The sequence below is a fragment of the Streptococcus sp. oral taxon 061 genome (assembly GCF_013394695.1).
Taxonomy (GTDB): Bacteria; Bacillota; Bacilli; order Lactobacillales; family Streptococcaceae; genus Streptococcus.
Genome location: NZ_CP058258.1, coordinates 1,058,691 through 1,078,402 on the forward strand (window position 1 = coordinate 1,058,691; position 19,712 = coordinate 1,078,402).

General features: G+C 39.9%; 17 protein-coding genes. 6 read left to right on the plus strand and 11 right to left on the minus strand.

The features are described 5' to 3' along the window. Positions 1-2: 2 nt before the first annotated feature. A complete protein-coding gene (gene uvrB / locus HW271_RS05245; protein ID WP_178895133.1) occupies positions 3-1,991 on the minus strand; it encodes an excinuclease ABC subunit UvrB in 1,989 nt (662 codons plus the stop codon). A gap of 179 nt (positions 1,992-2,170) precedes the next feature. Here uvrB and HW271_RS05250 point away from each other — a divergent pair, with 179 nt between their 5' ends. The 3 genes from HW271_RS05250 to zwf all read left to right on the plus strand — a co-directional run bounded on the left by HW271_RS05250 (position 2,171) and on the right by zwf (position 5,993). Beyond that, a complete protein-coding gene (locus tag HW271_RS05250; RefSeq protein ID WP_178895134.1) occupies positions 2,171-3,616 on the plus strand; it encodes an amino acid ABC transporter substrate-binding protein/permease in 1,446 nt (481 codons plus the stop codon). Beyond that, positions 3,616-4,356, plus strand: a complete 741-nt coding sequence (locus HW271_RS05255) for an amino acid ABC transporter ATP-binding protein (RefSeq protein WP_178895135.1) — start codon at positions 3,616-3,618, stop codon at positions 4,354-4,356. The genes HW271_RS05250 and HW271_RS05255 overlap by 1 nt, the downstream gene beginning before the upstream one ends. A gap of 149 nt (positions 4,357-4,505) precedes the next feature. Next, positions 4,506-5,993 carry a glucose-6-phosphate dehydrogenase gene (gene zwf / locus HW271_RS05260; protein ID WP_178895136.1) on the plus strand — a complete coding sequence of 496 codons (1,488 nt, stop codon included), beginning with the start codon at positions 4,506-4,508 and terminating at the stop codon, positions 5,991-5,993. Positions 5,994-6,032: 39 nt separating this feature from the next. Here zwf and ftsY read toward each other — a convergent pair whose 3' ends face one another. The 7 genes from ftsY to rnc all read right to left on the minus strand — a co-directional run bounded on the left by ftsY (position 6,033) and on the right by rnc (position 14,874). Then, complete coding sequence (ftsY, locus tag HW271_RS05265) at positions 6,033-7,403, minus strand: signal recognition particle-docking protein FtsY (protein WP_178895137.1); 1,371 nt, start codon at positions 7,401-7,403, stop codon at positions 6,033-6,035. A 3-nt stretch (positions 7,404-7,406) separates the two neighbouring features. Beyond that, positions 7,407-8,225, minus strand: coding sequence for a Cof-type HAD-IIB family hydrolase (locus HW271_RS05270; protein WP_178895138.1), 819 nt, complete (start codon positions 8,223-8,225; stop codon positions 7,407-7,409). Beyond that, positions 8,225-9,016 (minus strand): Cof-type HAD-IIB family hydrolase, encoded by a 792-nt coding sequence (locus HW271_RS05275; protein ID WP_070678093.1) that lies wholly within the window; start codon positions 9,014-9,016, stop codon positions 8,225-8,227. The genes HW271_RS05270 and HW271_RS05275 overlap by 1 nt, the downstream gene beginning before the upstream one ends. Positions 9,017-9,137: 121 nt before the next feature. Then, complete coding sequence (locus HW271_RS05280) at positions 9,138-9,716, minus strand: HD family hydrolase (RefSeq protein WP_074324900.1); 579 nt, start codon at positions 9,714-9,716, stop codon at positions 9,138-9,140. Positions 9,717-9,896: 180 nt separating this feature from the next. Next, positions 9,897-10,556, minus strand: a complete 660-nt coding sequence (locus HW271_RS05285; RefSeq protein ID WP_070678091.1) for a trimeric intracellular cation channel family protein — start codon at positions 10,554-10,556, stop codon at positions 9,897-9,899. An 89-nt stretch (positions 10,557-10,645) separates the two neighbouring features. After that, positions 10,646-14,185, minus strand: coding sequence for a chromosome segregation protein SMC (smc, locus tag HW271_RS05290; RefSeq protein WP_178895139.1), 3,540 nt, complete (start codon positions 14,183-14,185; stop codon positions 10,646-10,648). Then, the gene (gene rnc / locus HW271_RS05295) at positions 14,176-14,874 is read right to left on the minus strand and encodes a ribonuclease III (protein ID WP_006148257.1); all 699 of its coding nucleotides are present in this window, start codon (positions 14,872-14,874) and stop codon (positions 14,176-14,178) included. The genes smc and rnc overlap by 10 nt, the downstream gene beginning before the upstream one ends. A gap of 153 nt (positions 14,875-15,027) precedes the next feature. On the opposite strand from rnc, the gene HW271_RS05300 reads away from it, so the two are divergent. The 3 genes from HW271_RS05300 to ffh are packed head-to-tail and all read left to right on the plus strand — an operon-like array spanning position 15,028 to position 17,161. After that, positions 15,028-15,360: a putative DNA-binding protein gene (locus tag HW271_RS05300; RefSeq protein WP_004252600.1), complete on the plus strand. Its 333-nt coding sequence runs from the start codon at positions 15,028-15,030 to the stop codon at positions 15,358-15,360. A gap of 2 nt (positions 15,361-15,362) precedes the next feature. After that, entirely contained in the window at positions 15,363-15,578 is a 216-nt protein-coding gene (locus HW271_RS08800) for a hypothetical protein (RefSeq protein ID WP_049494484.1), read from the plus strand. A 17-nt stretch (positions 15,579-15,595) separates the two neighbouring features. Next, on the plus strand, positions 15,596-17,161 hold the full coding sequence (gene ffh / locus HW271_RS05305; protein ID WP_178895140.1) for a signal recognition particle protein: 1,566 nt from the start codon (positions 15,596-15,598) through the stop codon (positions 17,159-17,161). 183 nt (positions 17,162-17,344) lie between these two features. Here ffh and HW271_RS05310 read toward each other — a convergent pair whose 3' ends face one another. Genes HW271_RS05310 through HW271_RS05320 form a run of 3 tightly spaced genes read right to left on the minus strand, consistent with a single transcriptional unit; the run spans position 17,345 to position 19,591 of the window. Beyond that, positions 17,345-18,235, minus strand: coding sequence for an RluA family pseudouridine synthase (locus HW271_RS05310; RefSeq protein ID WP_178895141.1), 891 nt, complete (start codon positions 18,233-18,235; stop codon positions 17,345-17,347). Then, entirely contained in the window at positions 18,225-18,686 is a 462-nt protein-coding gene (gene lspA / locus HW271_RS05315) for a signal peptidase II (protein WP_049494571.1), read from the minus strand. Before lspA ends, HW271_RS05310 begins: the two co-directional genes overlap by 11 nt. Next, positions 18,683-19,591: a LysR family transcriptional regulator gene (locus HW271_RS05320; RefSeq protein WP_178895142.1), complete on the minus strand. Its 909-nt coding sequence runs from the start codon at positions 19,589-19,591 to the stop codon at positions 18,683-18,685. Before HW271_RS05320 ends, lspA begins: the two co-directional genes overlap by 4 nt. Positions 19,592-19,712 lie beyond the last annotated feature (121 nt).

Genomic DNA, 19,712 nt, shown 5'->3' on the forward strand with positions numbered 1-19,712 from the left:
ATCTAATCCAAAGCCTTGACTTCCAACATCATATCACGTATTTGAGCTGCCAACTCGAAATCAAGCACTTCGACGGCTTCTTGCATTTGTTTTTCTAGTTTCTTAACCAATTCTTTGCGTTCTTGTTTGTTAAGGCTATTGATGTCGACTTCTTTATCTTCTTCCTTAGCCACAGCTTTTGTAACAGAAATCAGGTCACGGATTTCCTTCTTTATGGTTTGGGGAACAATACCGTGTTCTTTATTATAAGCCATCTGAATTTTACGACGACGAGCTGTTTCATCAATGGCTTTTTGCATAGACTGAGTCACTGTGTCAGCATACATGATGACATGACCTTCACTATTACGGGCGGCACGACCAATGGTTTGGATCAGACCACGTTCATTACGGAGGAAGCCTTCCTTGTCGGCATCGAGAATGGCAACTAAACTGACTTCAGGTACGTCAATCCCTTCACGAAGGAGGTTAATTCCAACCAAGACATCAAAGACACCCAGACGCAAGTCACGGATAATCTCTGTCCGCTCTAAAGTCTTGATATCCGAGTGCATGTACTTGACTTTGATCCCCATTTCCTTGAAGTAATCCGTCAAATCTTCTGCCATTTTCTTGGTCAAGGTAGTGATAAAGGTACGTTCGTTCTTTTCAACACGGGCATTGATTTCACCAAGCAAATCGTCAATCTGTCCCATCGTTGGGCGCACTTCCACCTCTGGATCCAAAAGACCAGTCGGACGGATAATCTGCTCAATCACGGTGTCCGTTTGTTCCATCTCGTAATCACCCGGTGTCGCAGAAACGTAGACAATCTGATGAATATGACTTTCAAATTCTTCACGACGAAGGGGACGGTTGTCCAAGGCAGACGGTAAACGAAAACCGTAGTTAACCAACATTTCCTTACGCGAACGGTCTCCATTATACATGCCCTTGATTTGTCCCATGGTCATGTGACTTTCATCAATCATAATCAGAAAATCATCAGGGAAGAAGTCAAGAAGGGTGTACGGAGGCTCTCCTTCGCTTCGTCCATCCATGTGACGTGAGTAGTTCTCGACACCATTGGTATAACCCATTTCACGGAGCATCTCAATGTCGTACTCTGTCCGTTGTTTCAAACGTTGCGCTTCGAGGAGCTTACCTTCCTTTTCAAAAACAGCTAATTGCCCCTCCAACTCGGCCTGAATCTTGGCAATAGCTACTTCCATGTGGTCATCATTGGTCACAAAGTGAGTGGCTGGGAAAATCGCCAAGTGATCCACTTCACCAAGAACTTGCCCTGTCAAAGCTTCGACTTCACGAATACGGTCAATCTCATCCCCGAAAAACTCTACACGAAAGGCATGCTCGTCACGAGAGGCTGGGAAAATCTCCACCACATCCCCACGGACTCGGAATCTCCCCCGTTGAAAGTCGATGTCATTGCGCTCAAACTGGATATCTACTAAGTCGTTCAGCAGTTTATCTCGAGAAATCTCAAGACCCGGACGCAAACTTACCACACTATCAGCATATTCCTTTGGAGAACCCAAACCATAGATACAAGAAACTGATGCCACAATGATAACATCATTACGCTCCAACAAAGCTGATGTTGCTGAGTGGCGTAATTTATCAATCTCGTCATTGACCGAGCTATCTTTTTCGATGTAGGTATCGCTAGAGGGCACATAAGCTTCTGGCTGGTAGTAATCATAGTAAGAAACGAAGTACTCAACAGCATTCTCTGGGAAAAATTCCTTGAACTCCCCATAGAGCTGGCCTGCTAGTGTCTTATTGTGGGCAATGACCAAGGTTGGCTTATTAACTTGCGCAATCACTTGACTCATGGTATAGGTTTTCCCTGTTCCAGTCGCCCCCATCAGGATTTGAGCCTTTTCTCCTCCCTCGATGTTATCCACCAACTGCTCGATAGCCTGCGGTTGGTCACCAGAGGGTTGGTATTTAGATACGAGTTTAAATTTATTGTCTGTAATTCTATTTATCATAATAGCCTCATATACATTTTCTATCCTTCTATTTTACCATAAAAAGGGAAGACTTTCCGATTACCAATTTTATACCTTTGTCATTCATATGTTATATCTTCTAACATCGAAATATAAAATATTTGCCGGATTCAATTTTTTCTGCTATAATTTGAAAATACCCTGAAAGGAGACATCACATGAAGAAAAAAATTCTAGCTTGTTTGCTTATTTTATTTCCTATTTTCTCATTAGGACTAGTAAAAGCTGATACTGAGAAAACCAAGTATGTCATTGCCAGTGACTCGTCATTTGCACCATTTGTTTTCCAAGACTCAAGCAATCAATACACTGGTATCGATATGGATCTAATCAAGGCTATCGCTGAAGACCAAGGCTTTGAGGTCGAGATTACCAATCCTGGTTTTGATGCTGCTATTAACGCAGTCCAGTCTGGACAAGCAGACGGTATCATTGCAGGTATGTCAGTGACTGATGCTCGTAAAGAAACTTTTGATTTCTCTGACTCTTACTATACAGCAAACACCATTCTCGGTGTGAAAGAATCAAGTACCATTTCTTCTTATGAAGATTTGAACGGTAAAACTGTAGGTGTGAAAAACGGTACTGCTTCACAAACCTTCCTAACAGAGAATCAAAGCAAATATGGTTATAAGATCAAAACTTTTTCCGATGCTGCCTCTATGTATGATAGTTTAAATGCCGGTTCAATAGATGCCGTTATGGACGACGAACCTGTTATTAAATACTCTATCAGTAAAGGACAAAAACTAAAAACACCAATCGCAGGTACACCAATTGGCGAAACTGCCTTTGCTGTTAAAAAAGGAAGTAATCCAGAATTGCTAGAGAAGTTCAATAAAGGACTTGCAAATCTTAAGGCAAATGGAGAATTCCAAAAGATTCTTAATAAATATTTAGCTAGCGATTCTACTACCACAACTTCAACTGCTGATGAGACAACTATTTGGGGCTTGTTGAAAAATAACTACAAACAACTCCTTAGCGGCCTTGGAATTACTCTTGCCTTAGCCCTTGTTTCATTTGCAATTGCTATTTTCATCGGAATTATCTTTGGTATGTTTAGCGTCAGCCCATATAAATCACTTCGTTTGATTTCGGAGATTTTTGTTGACGTCATCCGTGGTATTCCATTGATGATTCTTGCAGCATTTATTTTCTGGGGCATTCCTAACTTTATCGAGTCCCTTACAGGTCAACAAAGTCCAATCAACGACTTTGTCGCTGGTACAATTGCCCTCTCCCTAAACTCATCAGCTTACATCGCTGAAATTGTTCGTGGTGGTATTAAGGCCGTTCCTGTTGGACAAATGGAAGCTAGCCGAAGTCTTGGTATTTCATACGGAAAAACCATGCGTAAGATTGTCTTGCCTCAAGCAACCAAACTCATGCTTCCAAACTTCGTTAACCAATTTGTTATCGCATTGAAAGATACGACAATCGTATCTGCGATCGGTCTTGTAGAACTCTTCCAAACTGGTAAAATTATCATTGCTCGTAACTACCAAAGTTTCAAAATGTATGCAATTCTCGCAGTCTTTTACCTTTTGATTATCACTCTTCTAACTAGACTAGCAAAACGCTTAGAAAAGAGGATTCAATAATGGCAAAATTAAAAATTGATGTCGATAATTTACATAAACAATATGGAAAAAACAAGGTTCTTAAAGGAATCTCTGTAAAATTCTACGAAGGTGATGTTGTTTGTATCATCGGTCCTTCTGGGTCAGGTAAGTCAACTTTCTTGCGTAGCTTGAATCTCCTCGAAGAGGGGACAAAAGGTCATATCACAGTTAATGGTTATGATTTGACTGACAAAGCAACCAACGTGGACCATGTTCGTGAAAATGTCGGTATGGTTTTCCAGCACTTCAATCTATTTCCACATATGACTGTATTGGAAAATATTACTTTTGCTCCTATCGAGCATAAGTTGTTAACCAAGGCTGAAGCTGAAAAATTAGGGATGGAACTCCTTGAAAAAGTTGGACTTGCTGATAAGGCCAATGCTAATCCTGATAGTCTATCAGGGGGACAAAAACAACGTGTGGCTATCGCTCGAGGTTTAGCAATGAATCCTGATATCATGCTCTTTGACGAGCCAACCTCTGCCCTTGACCCTGAAATGGTTGGCGACGTTCTTAACGTTATGAAGGAATTAGCTGAACAAGGTATGACCATGATCATCGTAACCCATGAAATGGGATTTGCTCGTAAGGTTGCCAATCGTGTTATCTTTACAGCAGACGGTGAATTCTTAGAAGATGGAACCCCTGACCAAATCTTTGATAACCCACAACACCCTCGTCTAAAAGAATTTTTGGACAAGGTTCTCAACGCTTAAAAAAACTGCAAGGAAAACCTTGCAGTTTTTTTCTTACTTGTATTGGAATTTTGGATTTTTTAGAAAATTATGATAAAATAAAGGGTATGAAAATGGGGATTCCTCATGACTAGCTTGACTAGGAAACAAAATAGAAATTAGGTAGCTCGATGTCATCTAAAGTTATTGTTACAATTTTCGGTGCAAGTGGAGATTTGGCTAAACGCAAGCTTTACCCTTCACTCTTTAGACTTTATAAATCAGGTAATCTTTCTGATCATTTTGCTGTTATTGGAACTGCTCGTAGACCTTGGAGTAAAGAGTATTTCGAATCTGTTGTTGTCGAATCTATTCTGGACTTGGCAGATAGCGCAGAAGAGGCTCAAGCATTTGCTAGTCATTTTTACTACCAAAGTCACGATGTTAATGACACTGAGCACTATATCGAATTACGTAAGCTTCAGGCTGAGTTAAATGAAAAGTATCAAACTGAACACAACAAGCTTTTCTTCCTCTCAATGGCACCTCAGTTCTTTGGTACCATCGCCAAACACCTCAAGTCAGAGCAAATCGTTGACGGTAAAGGTTTTGAACGTTTGATTGTTGAAAAACCTTTCGGTACAGACTATGAAACTGCGAGCAAACTAAACGAAGAACTTCTAGCAACTTTTAACGAAGAGCAAATCTATCGTATCGACCATTATCTTGGTAAGGAAATGATTCAAAGCATTTTTGCTATCCGATTTGCCAACATGATTTTTGAAAATGTTTGGAATCGTGAGCACATCGATAATGTTCAAATCACATTTGCAGAGCGTCTAGGTGTTGAAGAACGGGGTGGCTACTATGATGAGTCTGGTGCCCTTCGAGACATGGTTCAAAACCACACACTTCAGCTTCTGTCACTCCTTGCTATGGACAAGCCTGCAAGCTTTACAAAGGATGACATTCGCGCAGAGAAAATCAAAGTCTTCAAGAACCTTTACCACCCTACAGACGAGGAACTTAAAGAGCACTTCATCCGTGGTCAATATCGTTCTGGTAAAGTAGATGGCATGAAATACATTTCTTACCGCAGCGAACCAAATGTTAACCCAGAATCAATGACAGAAACCTTCGCGTCAGGTGCCTTCTTTGTCGATACTGATCGCTTCCGTGATGTACCTTTCTTCTTCCGTACAGGTAAACGCCTCACTGAAAAAGGAACACACGTGAACATTATCTTCAAACAAATGGATTCTATTTTCGGTGAACCACTAGCACCAAATGTGCTTACCATCTATATCCAACCTACTGAAGGATTCTCTCTTAGCCTTAACGGTAAAAAGGTGGGTGAAGAGTTTAGCCTTGCGCCAAATTCTCTTGACTATCGAACGGACGCGACTGCTACAGGTGCTTCACCAGACCCATATGAAAAACTGATCTACGATGTTTTGAACAATAACTCAACAAACTTTAGCCACTGGAATGAAGTAAGCGCATCATGGAAATTGATTGACCGTATTGAGAAACTTTGGGCTGAAAATGGAGCTCCACTTCATGACTACAAGGCTGGTACAATGGGACCTCAGGCTAGCTTTGATCTCCTTGAAAAATACGGAGCTCAATGGACATGGCAACCTGACATCGCCTATCGTAAAGATGGTCGTTTAGAATAATGAAAAACAATCCTGCAAGAATTCTTGCAGGATTTTCTTTTATAGCAAACCTTCTAGAAGGCCCTTCATAAAGTTTTCAGAATTGAACTCACCGATATCATCGATTTTTTCACCAAATCCAATCAATTTAACAGGGATATTGAGCTCTTCACGGATAGCAAGAACGACACCACCTCGGGCAGTTCCATCAATCTTGGTTAAGACAATACCTGTCAAAGGAGTGATTTTTGAAAATTCTTTAGCTTGTACAAGAGCATTTTGACCAGTTGAGGCATCTAGAGCTAGGAAGGTTTCATGAGGTGCTTCAGGCACAACACGCTTGATGATACGACCAATTTTTTCCAACTCTGCCATCAAGTTTTCTTTGTTTTGCAAACGTCCAGCTGTATCAATCATGAGAATATCAATACCTTCTGCTACTGCACGTTCCATTCCATCAAAGACCACACTGGCTGGATCAGCTTTTTCTGGACCCGTTACAACAGGCACACCGACACGACGACCCCATTCTGCTAGCTGAGCTACCGCACCAGCACGGAAGGTATCCGCAGCAACCAGCATAACTTTCTTACCAGCTTGTTTGTAGCGATGTGCCAATTTACCGATTGATGTTGTCTTTCCGACACCATTAACACCTACAAAGAGCATGACAGTCAAACCATCTTGGAAGTTAATACTTTCATTGTATTGCCCATCTTTTTCGTAAAGCTCCACCAATTTTTCGATGATAACACGACGAAGAGCTTCTGGTTTCTTGGCATTTTCAAGTTTAGCCTCATAACGCAATTCTTCCGTTAGATTTGAAGCTACCTGAACACCAACGTCACTCATGATTAAGAGTTCTTCTAGTTCTTCAAAGAATTCTTCATCAACTGAGCGGAAATTAGCAAAGAAGGCATTCAAACGAGCCCCAAATCCCGTACGAGTTTTCTTGAGACTGCGATCATACTTTTCCTGTACAGTCTCTTCAACCAGAGGAGTTTCTTCGATTACTAGATCTTCTTCCACTTCCTCAGTGATTTCCGGCTCTGTTTCGTCTGATTGAAGTTGATTAAAATCCTCTTCTTCTTCATCGCTTGAAGTCATATCTTCAACGTAAGATGATTCCACTTGAGGACTTTCTACCTCTTCAACTTGAATTGCTTCTTCTTGAGAAACTTCAACTTCATCAAGAGGTTCAATGATAGCTTCTTCTACAACCTCTACTGCAGGTGAGTCTTCACTTGTTTCTTCCTGAGGTTCAGCAGGTAAGATAACTTCTTCTGGTTCTGTCACTTCAGCATTTTCAGATTCCGATGCCTCGTTTTGCTCGTTATCATCTGATAAGTCAATGTTTTCTAACGCTTCTTTGACGACATCTTCAATTTTTGGTTCTTCTATTTTCCCAAATAAACGGTCAAATAATCCCATACTTTAATTCTCCTTCAGTACATATTTTTCAATAGCCCAGGCGACGGCTTCCTCATCGTTGGTCATAGGCGTTACCACATTAGCCACAGCCTTAACTTCTGGCACAGCATTTTGCATGGCTACACCAAGACCTGCCCATTCAATCATCGAAAGGTCATTAGCCTCATCTCCACAGGCCATAACCTGACTTTGGTCAATTCCCAGGTGTTCAATTAGTTTAGATAATCCTGTCGCCTTATGAACATTCTTTGGTGACCATTCTAGCAAGAGTTCACGTGATTTAAAAATTTCATATTGGTCGTATAATTCTGGTGAAATCTTTTGAATAGCCGCATCCAAAGGTTCCTGAGGAAAGGCAGTCACACATTTATTGTATGTTACCTGACTAGACAAATCTTCAAAAGTAGTTGGAACAAAAGTTAGAGCTGGGTTAAACTGAGCATATAAACTTTCTTGGTCAGACTGAATCTGGTAAACTGTTCCTTCTGAAATTGCATCTAAGGGGATTCCTAATTTTTCAGTTTCTTCATAAATACGGCTCACATCATCAATTGAAAAGACTGTCTTATCAAGAATCTCACCTGTATTTTTCTGAACCAATCCACCGTTGAAAGTGATAGTATATTCGTCATCATGACCGTCTGTTCCAAGCTCTTTAAGGAAGAAATCCATAGCCTTGAGAGGACGTCCAGTTGTTAGGACTACCTTGACCCCTTGTTCACGCGCAGCCTTTAAAGTTGCCTTGGTACGATCAGTCAATTTCTTGTCTGTCGTCAGCAAGGTTCCATCTAAATCTAGGGCAATTAATTTAATATCTGCCATTATAACCCCTCCATATAAGCGATAACAGATTGGTCCTTATGGTGACCGATAACTGTTTCAGCTAGTTCCAAAATCTCTGGACGGGCATTTTCAGGTGCGACTGGGTGCCCTACAACTTGCATCATGTGAAGATCATTAAGATTATCACCAAAAGCCATCACTTGGTCCATATCTAGATTTAACTTCTTAGCCAATTCGACAATCGCAACTCCCTTATCCACATAATCAAGAACAATATCAATGGATTCAAAACCTGTCGTCATTGCCTTAACACCAGGCACATGTTCATTAACCCAAGCTTCGCCAGCTTCTACTGTCTCTTCTGTAAAGTTAGTTGTGAATTTGAAAATTTCATCGGTGATATCTTCAAGTTTGGCTACTTTTTGAATATTCTCATTGTAATGATGACTAAACATGAGATAGGTTTCATCAACCGTATCTAGAACATAGCATGCTTTTTTACCTGTTAGGAGCATCTTCTTTTCATCAAAATAAGGTGATGTCTTTAGCTTTTCAAAAGTTGATAGGTAAAAATCTCTAGGCATGGTCGCTTCATAGAGGTCTTGTCCATGAAAACGAACCAGACTCCCATTTTCAGCAATGAAAATAATCTCATCTTTGACATCCGAAAAATGCTTTTCAAGCGACAAAAGACCGCGGCCAGAAGCTACAGCAAAGTAAATCCCTTTTTCTTTATAAGAATGGAGAAGCTTTTTTAAACGTTCCATATCAAATTGGCCAGCTTCATCCAGAAAAGTCCCGTCCATATCAGTTGCGACTAGTTTAATCATAAATCCATCTATTCTCCAGTTATAAATCTATCTTCTATTATACCATAGAAAAAGTAAAAAAAGACGTGCTGAATTGACACGTCCTTGTATTCTATAAATCTATCCGTAGGGCCAATTGTTATTATAAATATAAGCCCCTTTCCACACTTTCCTGAATCAAATCTTCCGTCAGTTTCCATAATTCTTCTGATTCACTTTTTATGAACTTTTTCTTTTCTAATACCATGTCTGCAGTGATATTATCAGGGTTATAATTTAATTCTGACACTTCTAAGTGATTTATCAGTGGTACCAATGCATCGATTACTCTTGCATATCTTGCTTCAGCACTCTGTCCTTTTTCAAATTCCAACCACAAATTTTTCATATTCAAATATTTCTCTTCTGGAAGGAGGCTCATTGTTTTTTCTATAGATTCTAACTCTCTATCATGAGAATGAACCTTTTTTTTATCATCAAAAACCCAAGTATCTCCGGCATAAATCTCACCTAAATCATGAATCAATAACATAGAAATAACTTTTTCCATTTTTAACTTTTCAGGATAATAATCTTGAAGAACTATAGCAGCTATAGCACCTTGCCAAGAATGCTCGGCACTATTTTCAAATCTTCCATCAAGGGTTCTATTAAATCTTGTTACTGACTTTAACTTCTCTATTTCTTTAATAAAATCGACTGAATTCTTTAAATTACTCATTGTAGCTCCTATCTTATTTAAAATTTTAGATATAATACCAAAAAATATTAATTTCATCAAATATTTCCCGTATTTGCAAAAAATAAAATAGCGCCTAATCCATATGAGATTAGACGCTTGATTAAACTTGTAATTTATAAAATATTTATCAATCGAGTGATTGAACTTTCCTACCATCAATCAATTCCAAGTCTTTTTATCCATATTTGGCAAAGAGAGCTTAAACTTAATAATACAGAGTCGAATCACAAAACCGACAATTGAGAGAATGATAAAAGCAGTGATTCTTGGAAAGTGAAGGACAAAGGCTAACCAGTAATAAATAATGCCAATTACAAAAGATAGAAGGGCATAGATGTCCTCTTTTAGAACACTTGGGACTTCATTAATCAAGAGATCTCGGATGATACCTCCGCCAGCTCCTGTTAAACAGGCTAAAATCCCTGCAGACATCAAGTTCAATTTACTATCAGCTAAGGCGGTAGCTCCAATCAAGGAAAAGATGATTAAGCCAATCGAATCAAAGATAAGATAAGCTTCTCTCAGCCACTTATAGAATTTTTTTTCTTGACTAGCATTGGCTTGTTTTGATGTCACAAAGGCATACATAATAACAGCTACTAGAATAGAGACATAAATCGGTCCAGGATCTGCGAGAGCGGATGGAAAACGACTGATAATAGAATCTCTTAAAATACCCCCACCTACTGCTGTTACAATTGCCAATAAACTAATTCCAAAAATATCTAAACGTTTACCAAATCCTTTAATGGCACCTGACGCCGCAAAGGCAATAGTCCCAATATAATTACAAATCATTAGGAATAGGTCAAAATCCATGTAAGCTCCTCAATTTATTTTTGTAACCTTTCTGACTTCTTGAAGGTCATTCTACATGCTCTAGCTTGAAATGTTATATTAAAAACAAACTAAGCATCCATATTTTCTAAATCTTTTAGTTTAACAGATACAATCTTAGAAACACCAGATTCTTGCATGGTTACCCCATAAATAGAGTCTGCGGCTGCCATGGTTCCCTTACGGTGGGTAACAACGATAAACTGGCTATCCTTGTCAAATCGGTTAAGATAATCCCCAAAGCGTTTAACGTTAGCTTCATCGAGTGCAGCCTCTACTTCATCCAAAATAACAAATGGAATGGTCTTGACACGAATAATTGAGAAAAGCAAAGCAAGAGCTGACAAGGCCTTCTCTCCACCACTCATGAGGTTGAGGGATTGGATTTTCTTTCCTGGCGGTTGAACAGAGATTTCAACACCTGCTGTCAATAAATCTCCCTCGGTCAAGATTAGGTCCGCTTGACCACCACCAAACATCTGCTTGAAGGTCACTTTGAAGGATTCACGAATAGCTTCAAAGGTTGATTTGAATCGTTCCTTCACTTCATCGTTCATCTCTGTAATGGTTTCAAGAAGAAGATTTTTGGCAGAAAGAATGTCATCACGCTGACTATTTAAGAATTCCAAGCGTTCGTGAACTTCGTCAAACTGTTCAATGGCATCCAAATTGACTGGACCAAGTGAACGAATGGCTTTTTCTAGATCCTTGACCTTTTGTTCAGCGATTGCTAAATCTTCCAACTGATTAGCTTGCTCCAAAGCTTCTGTATAACTAATCTGGTATTCTTCAGTCAGTTGACCCTGAAGATAGCGAAGGCGGTCCGTAATCTTCTCTTTGGTTGCTTCTGCACGTGTTTGCTTACGAATCCATTCTTCATTTTGCTGACGAGCTTGTTCTAAATGACTAGCAATATCATCCAATTGACCTTCAATATCATCCAGCTCAAACTGCTTGCGAATAAGCCCTTGTTGAATTTCTTCCTTCTGACTCTTAGCTTCTGTTTCCTGCTTGGTCAAAAGTTCCGTATCAACCTTTTCAAGATTGTCTACCTTTTCTTGGAGAAGGCGTTCGATTTCATCTTGCTCCATATCAAGGTATTCAAGCTCTTTGTTAATCCGTTCAATATCTGCAACTTCGTAACGTTTTCGCCCTATCATTTCTGTTTTGAGCAGACGTTCTTGAGAAAGTTTATCCTGCAAGCTTTGATAACGTTCTTGAATCGCATTTTTATTGGACTTAATTTCTTCAATCTCAGACTCCAGCTTTTGCTTTTCAGTTGAAATAACTGCAAGACGTTCTTGGCATTTTTCTTTTTCAGCTTGCCAATCTCCACCTCTGAGATTGTTTAATTCTTTTTCCTGAAGTTCTAAAAGTGTTTCGAGTTCTTCGACTTGTTGGCAAGTTTGTTGATAAGCCAGATATAAGCCTTGCTCCTCTATTCGAGCTTGCTCTCCTTGGGACTTAATGATTTCCAAAGTTTGAGCGAGAGCAGTCAAGTTTTCTTGAAGTGATTTCAGATTTTCTTCTTCCTGACCAAGAATCTTCTCTTCCTTAGCAATTTCTTTTTGCAATTGCTCCAATTCAGGCTTGATGAAAATACTGTTATTTTGACGATTGGCACCACCAGCATAAGAACCACCTGTTCGCAATTCTGTACCATCGAGGGTTACCATCCGAACCTGATAGCGTACCTTACGAGCTGCATCACGCGCATGCTCTACCGTATCAAAGATTGCAGTTGTAGCAAGCAAGTTTTTAAATATAGCTTCATGCTTAGCATCAAAAGTAACCAATTCATCTGCCATTCCAAGAAAACCTGGACTTGAGGCAATCACATCTTGGTTCTGACCAGAAATGCTACGAGCCTTGATGGTTGTCAAAGGTAGGAAGGTCGCACGACCAGCTCGGTTTCGTTTAAGGAAGTCGATAGCCTTAGTCGCAGCCTGTTCGTCTTCAACGATGATATGTTGGCTACTTGCTCCGAGGGCAATTTCAAGGGCTGTTTGATAACGAACATCAAAAGTTAAATGTTCACTGACCGCTCCGACAATACCGCCCAGGCGATTTTTTTCTTGTAGAACACTTTTAACACCCGCATAGAAATTACTATGGTTTTTAAGAATGTTTTCCAGACTTTGCGCCTTGGCCTGCTTGTTTTTCAAACTATCTAGGCGGTCAAAAAGTTGATTTTGCTGACTTTGATAAGCCTGCTTTTGTTCTTCTTCCTGTTTAGCATTCGTCTGATAGTCAGCAAGCAAGGTCTGTACTTTTTCTTTTGCTGATTTAAGAGCAGTTTCTTGTTCACTTGCCTTAGATTTGGCAGAAGCTAATTGTTCCTTCAAGGACTCCAATTGTTCTTCTTGCTTTTGAGTCTGTTGGCGACTATTTTCAAGATCATTTTCAATCCGTGTCAATTGGTTAGAGACATCCGCTTCTTCCTGCAAGAAAGCAACAAAGCGCTCACGCAATTGCTCAATCATCTGATCTGGATCATCAGAAAATGCTACTAACTCAGCTTCTAAACGATTGATCTCCTTGGTATTGACTGCAAGATTTTCTTCTAACTGACTGAGATTTGCTTCTTTTTCTTCCTTCTCTTGAATAAGAACATTTCTCTTTTCATCCAAACTAGCTAAACGAGCTTGAGCCTCTTGTTGATTGAGAGCAACCTGCTCTGTCTCCAGTTTAGACAAGGCCAATTTCCGTTCTAAATCACTGATTAGAGCAGTCAAATCCATCAAACTAGTTTGATCTTTAGCCATCTCTGCTTGTAAATCTTGTCTCTGCTTCTTGAGAGATTGATTTTCAAGTTCTAGTGACTCGCGTTTTTGATAATAACTAGTCAACAGTTCTTGAACTTGGTTTAATTCTTCTTCTGTTAAATTCAATTCAGCCTTATTGGCTTGAATTTGTGCAACTAAAACATCTAAGTAGATGCCTTTACGCTGACTGTCCAAGTCTATAAATTTACGAGCTGTTGCTGCTTGCTTTTCTAAGGGCTTGATTTGATTGTCTAACTCATAGATGATATCTTCCAAGCGGTCTAAATTGTCTTGAGTTTGTTGAAGTTTGCTTTCCGTCTCTTTGCGACGAGTTTTATATTTTAAAACTCCGGCAGCTTCTTCAAAGATTGCGCGACGTTCCTCAGGTTTAGAGTTGAAGATTTCTTCAACCTTCCCTTGGGAAATAATAGAGAAGGAGTCGCGACCAAGTCCGGTATCTAAGAAAAGATCATGAATATCACGAAGACGGACTTTTTTCCCATCAATCTTGTATTCACTATCTCCCGTACGATAGATGTGACGCTCCACCTTGATTTCCTGTCCTGAATCCTTGATGAAACCATCCTGGTTATCTAGAGTAACAACTACAGAAGCATAGTTTAATGGTTTTCTACTTTCTGTTCCTGCAAAGATAACATCTGGCATCTTCCCGCCACGAAGACTTTTGACACTGGATTCCCCAAGAGCCCAGCGTAAACTTTCTGTGATGTTAGATTTTCCAGAACCATTGGGTCCTACAACTGCTGTTACTCCTTGGTCAAAGACAACCTTGGTTTTGTCAGCGAAGGACTTAAACCCCTGAATCTCAATTTCTTTTAAATACATGAATCCAGTCCTTCCTCAACTGCATTTTTAGCGGCTTCTTGTTCGGCCAATTTTTTAGATCGTCCTTGACCCCTACCTAAACTTTGACCCTCGACGAGGACTTCAACCTCAAACATCTTATCATGGGCAGGTCCAATCTCTGAAATCACCTGATAACGAATATCGACATCACCATTGACTTGGAGTAATTCTTGGAGGTGAGTCTTGTAGTCTTTAATCATCTCAAAATCACCAGCCTCAACCTTCGGTATCATGACCTGATAGATAAACTCTTTTACCGTAAGTAGATCCTTATCTAAAAGCAGGGCACCCAAAAAGGCTTCGAAAGCATCTCCCAAGATGGTATCTCGATTACGGCCTCCAGATTTTTCCTCTCCCTTTCCTAGCTTGATAAACTGGTCAAACTGGCAGTCACGGGCAAAACCAGCCAAACTCTCTTCACGTACAATCATGGCACGGAGTTTAGATAGGTCACCTTCTGGTTTTTTAGGATATTTTTTGTACAGATATTCTGAAATCAATAATTGCAGAACAGCGTCTCCTAAAAATTCCAAGCGTTCATTGTGTGAAATTTTTAAGAGGCGGTGCTCATTGGCATAACTAGTGTGAGTAAAAGCTGTTTCAAGTAATTGTTTATCTGAAAAAACAAGCCCAAAACGTTGCTCTAACACGGTTTCTAATTCTTTCATAAGAACCTCTTTCTAAAACATTATAATACACTCCATTATACCAAAAAATACAATCATAGTCAGAAAATAACAGTTAAAATCACTTTTTCTGACTTGTGTTTAAAATCAATCCATTACTAGCAGTTCAGGCTATTTTTTGGTATAATAAATCTTATGGAAATTGAAAAAACCAATCGAATGAATGCTCTGTTTGAATTTTATGCAGCCCTTTTGACTGATAAGCAGATGAACTATATCGAGCTTTACTATGCAGACGACTATAGTTTAGCTGAAATTGCAGAAGAGTTCGGTGTCAGTCGTCAGGCTGTTTATGATAATATCAAACGTACAGAAAAGATTCTGGAAGATTATGAGATGAAGCTTCATATGTACTCTGATTACATTGTCCGCAGTCAGATTTTTGATCAGATCATTGAGCGCTATCCAGAAGATGCTTTTCTACAAGAGCAAGTTGAGATTTTAACAAGTATTGACAATCGGGAGTAATCATGGGCAGTCTAGTTAATTATCAAGGAATACCTTGCAAACTATTAGCCGCAGAGGAACCATTTCCTACTCGACTACAGATTATCTCGCCCAATGATATCTCCAAAGCTATGCAAATAGGTTTTAGCTGTTGGGGATATCCAAATGAAATCATGAAAGAAGTCACACCTGAAGAACTAGAGTGTTTGCAACATTTCGGACGATTTCCACTGAATTGAATAAATAGGAGAAAAATATGGCATTTGAAAATTTAACAGAACGTTTACAGAACGTCTTTAAAAATCTACGTAAAAAAGGAAAAATCACAGAGAGTGATATCCAAGAAGCAACCAAGGAAATTCGTCTGGCTCTTTTAGAAGCCGACGTTGCTCTTCCAGTTGTCAAGGATTTTATCAAAAAAGTTCGTGAACGTGCGATTGGGCACGAAGTCATTGATACCCTCAATCCAGCTCAACAAATCATCAAGATTGTTAATGAAGAGTTGACGGAAGTTCTTGGTTCTGATACAGCTGAGATTATCAAGTCTCCTAAGATTCCTACAATCATCATGATGGTTGGTTTGCAGGGGGCTGGTAAAACAACCTTCGCTGGAAAACTTGCTAACAAACTCAAAAAAGAAGAGGATGCTCGTCCTCTGATGATTGCGGCCGACATCTATCGTCCTGCAGCTATTGACCAGCTTAAAACACTAGGACAACAAATTGATGTTCCTGTCTTTGCTCTTGGAACTGAAGTTCCTGCAGTGGAGATTGTTCGCCAAGGTTTGGAGCAAGCTAAAGCCAACCATAACGACTATGTTTTGATTGATACGGCCGGTCGTTTGCAAATTGACGAACTTCTCATGAACGAGCTCCGTGATGTTAAAGCTCTTGCTCAACCAAATGAAATCCTTCTCGTCATCGATGCCATGATTGGTCAAGAAGCTGCAAACGTTGCGCGTGAATTTAACGCCCAATTAGAAGTTACCGGTGTCATCCTTACCAAGATTGATGGTGATACTCGTGGTGGTGCTGCCCTTTCTGTTCGTCACATTACTGGAAAACCAATCAAATTCACTGGTACTGGTGAAAAGATTACCGACATTGAAACCTTCCACCCTGACCGTATGGCAAGCCGTATTCTCGGTATGGGAGATATGCTGACTCTGATTGAGAAAGCTTCCCAAGAATACGATGAGCAAAAAGCCCTTGAAATGGCTGAAAAAATGCGTGAAAATACCTTTGATTTCAACGATTTCATTGATCAGTTGGATCAGGTACAAAATATGGGACCAATGGAAGATTTGCTCAAGATGATTCCTGGTATGGCCAACAATCCAGCTGTCCAAAACATGAAGGTGGATGAAAAACAAATAGCTCGCAAACGTGCTATCGTGTCTTCTATGACTCCTGAAGAACGTGAAAATCCAGATTTGCTCACTCCAAGCCGTCGTCGTCGTATTGCAGCTGGTTCTGGTAATACCTTTATCGATGTCAACAAGTTCATCAAAGACTTTAACCAAGCTAAACAACTCATGCAAGGTGTCATGTCTGGTGACATGAACAAGATGATGAAGCAAATGGGCATCAACCCTAACAACCTTCCTAAAAACATGCCTGGTGGCATGGATATGTCCGCCCTTGAAGGTATGATGGGACAAGGTGGCATGCCGGATATGTCTGCTCTCGGAGGAGCTGGAATGCCCGATATGAGCCAGATGTTTGGTGGAGGTCTCAAGGGTAAAATCGGTGAATTTGCCATGAAACAATCCATGAAACGCATGGCCAACAAAATGAAAAAAGCTAAGAAAAAACGCAAATAAAAAAGAGAGTGGGACAGAAATCGGTAATTCGTTAGAATTCGATTTCGTCGTCCCACCTCCGCACAGTTGAGTAGGGCTGTAAAAGCTGATGAAATCAGCGTAGTAGAGCCCACTCAACCACTGCGTCTTGATCGACAATCCAAAGATAATTGAGAGGCTGGGACAAAAGTCCTAGCCTCTTTTTTAGTTATTTCTAAGTTTCTCCAAGGTTTGCTTGAATATTTCTGGAATATCAGCAGTAAATTCCATAGTTTCACCGGTTCTTGGATGAGTAAATCCTAGCGTTTTGGCATGGAGAAATTGTCCATGTCCCTTTAGGGTTTTACGAAGTCCATAAACCTTATCCCCAGCTACAGGATGGCCGATATAAGCCATGTGCACACGGATTTGATGAGTTCGTCCTGTTTCCAATTGCAACTCTAATAAAGAATAGTCACCAAAGCGTTCTAAGACTTGGAAACGTGTCACTGCTGGTTTTCCTTTAGCAGTCACAGCTTGTTTCTTGCGGTCTTTTTCGCTACGACCAATCGGCGCCTCAATAACACCTCGGTCATTTGGAAGATTTCCATGAACGATGGCCCAATACTTACGAAGAGATTTCTTGTCCTTCAATTCTTGAGCAAGTGCGATGTGCGCTTCATCATTTTTGGCAATCATCAAAAGCCCAGATGTGTCCTTATCGATACGATGGACAATCCCTGGACGTATCACACCATTGATTCCTGATAAGTCTTTGATATGATACATGAGAGCATTCACCAAGGTACCACTGGTATGACCAGCACTTGGATGAACAACCATGCCTTGAGGTTTGTTGACTACTGCTACATCCTCATCTTGATAAATGATTTCTAAAGGAATATCTTCAGCTACATACTCTAAAACCTCTGGTTCGGGAACTTGATAGGTGATGACATCCCCCTCTTGGACCGTATACTTGGCTTTCTTAACCTGGCCGTTGACCAGGACTTGACCAGACTTGATTTGTTCATTGGCGAGACTACGAGACAATTCTGTCAAATCTGACAAAGCCTTATCTAGGCGTATCCCGCCGGTTTCAATTTTAATTTCCATTCATTTCCTCTTTTAGCATTGCAATTAATAACACAACTACTCCTACTGTCAGATAACTATCAGCCACATTGAAAATCGCAAAATTGATAAAGTCTAAGTGAAACATATCCACGACAAATCCTTGGCTAATGCGATCAATGAAGTTTCCCAGACCACCTGCAATAATCAGAACCAATCCAATGACTGTCCAGAGGGAATCCTCTATATGCTTATGCAAATACCAAATAGCTCCCACCATAACTACTAGTGTTATAACTGCAAAAAACCACTGTTGATCTTGAAGCATAGAAAAAGCTGCCCCCCTATTTTGCAGATAGGTTAAACTCACCAGATTAGGAATCCATGATTTGATTTCACCAAGAGCAATATTCTGAACGACATAAGCCTTTACCAATTGATCTAATACAATCAAGGCTGCTATAATCCCTGCTACTAATACTCTTTTTTTCATGCTTTCCTCTTCTGATCAAAATACTCTTGCATAACTTCTACAAATAAGGTTCCCGCTGGGCTCAAGTCTACTTCCTCACGTTTCACATAAACCATGCGATTATTGAGATTATCATTTAATGGAATAACCGTAATTCCGTTGACACTATCGCTATCTAAGAATCCAGAACCAGTCGCATAAGCATTTGTTCTTTCAAGAATTCCATTTAAAGTAGCGCGGTCTGTTACGTTAAACATCTGAGAGCTGGCACTTGTATCCACAAAGTTTTCTGAGTAATAGAGATATTCATCCTTTTCTTGCGTGAATCGAACTGTTGGCAAATCAACTAAATCTTCCATGACCAACTCTTTTTTCTTAGCTAAAGGATGTCCTTCACGCAGATAGATATGCGTCTGGAAAGGAATCAACTCAATCACTTCAAGGCCTAACTTTTCAACCCGTTGCATGATACCCTTTTGGTTTTGATTGTTGAGGTAAATAATCCCAATCTCACTATGACCTTGGGCTACTTCATCCAAAATCTGAACAGTTGTAGATTCAAAAATACGGAAATTTTTATAGTCTGGGTACCTTTGAGAAAAAGTTGTGATAGTCGGTGGCAAGAAATCATAGTGCTGGCTGGCTATTGAAAACTCATCCTTTTCCTCTTCAGGATTGGCATACTGGTTCTGGAAAACATCAAATCCTTTGACCAACTCTTGGGCCTTTTCATAAAATTCCATTCCACGACGAGTAAGAAAGGTACCCGAACTAGTTCTGCGGAAAATCTTGAATCCTAGCTCTTTCTCCAGATCTCTTACAGAAATAGATAGACTGGGTTGGCTAACGTACATTTTCTCAGCCGCTTCACGAAAAGTACCACTATTTGCAATAGCAACAACGTAGCGTAATTGTTGAATATTCATGATTTCTCCTTCGTTTTCTATCTTATCATTATACCATAAATAAAGCCTATCCAACAAAGGAAAATCATGAGACTGATTCTTCTAATCAAAGCAAACAAAAAACACCTTTCATGTTAGATAA

Bases quoted from the DNA above. Each gene is read 5' to 3' on its own strand.
- HW271_RS05250 (WP_178895134.1), top strand. From the start codon at position 2,171: ATGAAGAAAAAAATTCTAGCTTGTTTGCTTATTTTATTTCCTATTTTC.
- ftsY (WP_178895137.1), bottom strand. From the start codon at position 7,403: ATGGGATTATTTGACCGTTTATTTGGGAAAATAGAAGAACCAAAAATT.
- HW271_RS05310 (WP_178895141.1), bottom strand. From the start codon at position 18,235: ATGGAAATTAAAATTGAAACCGGCGGGATACGCCTAGATAAGGCTTTG.
- ffh (WP_178895140.1), top strand. From the start codon at position 15,596: ATGGCATTTGAAAATTTAACAGAACGTTTACAGAACGTCTTTAAAAAT.
- smc (WP_178895139.1), bottom strand. From the start codon at position 14,185: ATGTATTTAAAAGAAATTGAGATTCAGGGGTTTAAGTCCTTCGCTGAC.
- rnc (WP_006148257.1), bottom strand. From the start codon at position 14,874: ATGAAAGAATTAGAAACCGTGTTAGAGCAACGTTTTGGGCTTGTTTTT.
- HW271_RS05255 (WP_178895135.1), top strand. From the start codon at position 3,616: ATGGCAAAATTAAAAATTGATGTCGATAATTTACATAAACAATATGGA.
- lspA (WP_049494571.1), bottom strand. From the start codon at position 18,686: ATGAAAAAAAGAGTATTAGTAGCAGGGATTATAGCAGCCTTGATTGTA.
- HW271_RS05320 (WP_178895142.1), bottom strand. From the start codon at position 19,591: ATGAATATTCAACAATTACGCTACGTTGTTGCTATTGCAAATAGTGGT.
- HW271_RS05270 (WP_178895138.1), bottom strand. From the start codon at position 8,225: ATGGCAGATATTAAATTAATTGCCCTAGATTTAGATGGAACCTTGCTG.
- HW271_RS05300 (WP_004252600.1), top strand. From the start codon at position 15,028: ATGGAAATTGAAAAAACCAATCGAATGAATGCTCTGTTTGAATTTTAT.
- zwf (WP_178895136.1), top strand. From the start codon at position 4,506: ATGTCATCTAAAGTTATTGTTACAATTTTCGGTGCAAGTGGAGATTTG.
- uvrB (WP_178895133.1), bottom strand. From the start codon at position 1,991: ATGATAAATAGAATTACAGACAATAAATTTAAACTCGTATCTAAATAC.
- HW271_RS05280 (WP_074324900.1), bottom strand. From the start codon at position 9,716: ATGAGTAATTTAAAGAATTCAGTCGATTTTATTAAAGAAATAGAGAAG.
- HW271_RS05275 (WP_070678093.1), bottom strand. From the start codon at position 9,016: ATGATTAAACTAGTCGCAACTGATATGGACGGGACTTTTCTGGATGAA.
- HW271_RS05285 (WP_070678091.1), bottom strand. From the start codon at position 10,556: ATGGATTTTGACCTATTCCTAATGATTTGTAATTATATTGGGACTATT.
- HW271_RS08800 (WP_049494484.1), top strand. From the start codon at position 15,363: ATGGGCAGTCTAGTTAATTATCAAGGAATACCTTGCAAACTATTAGCC.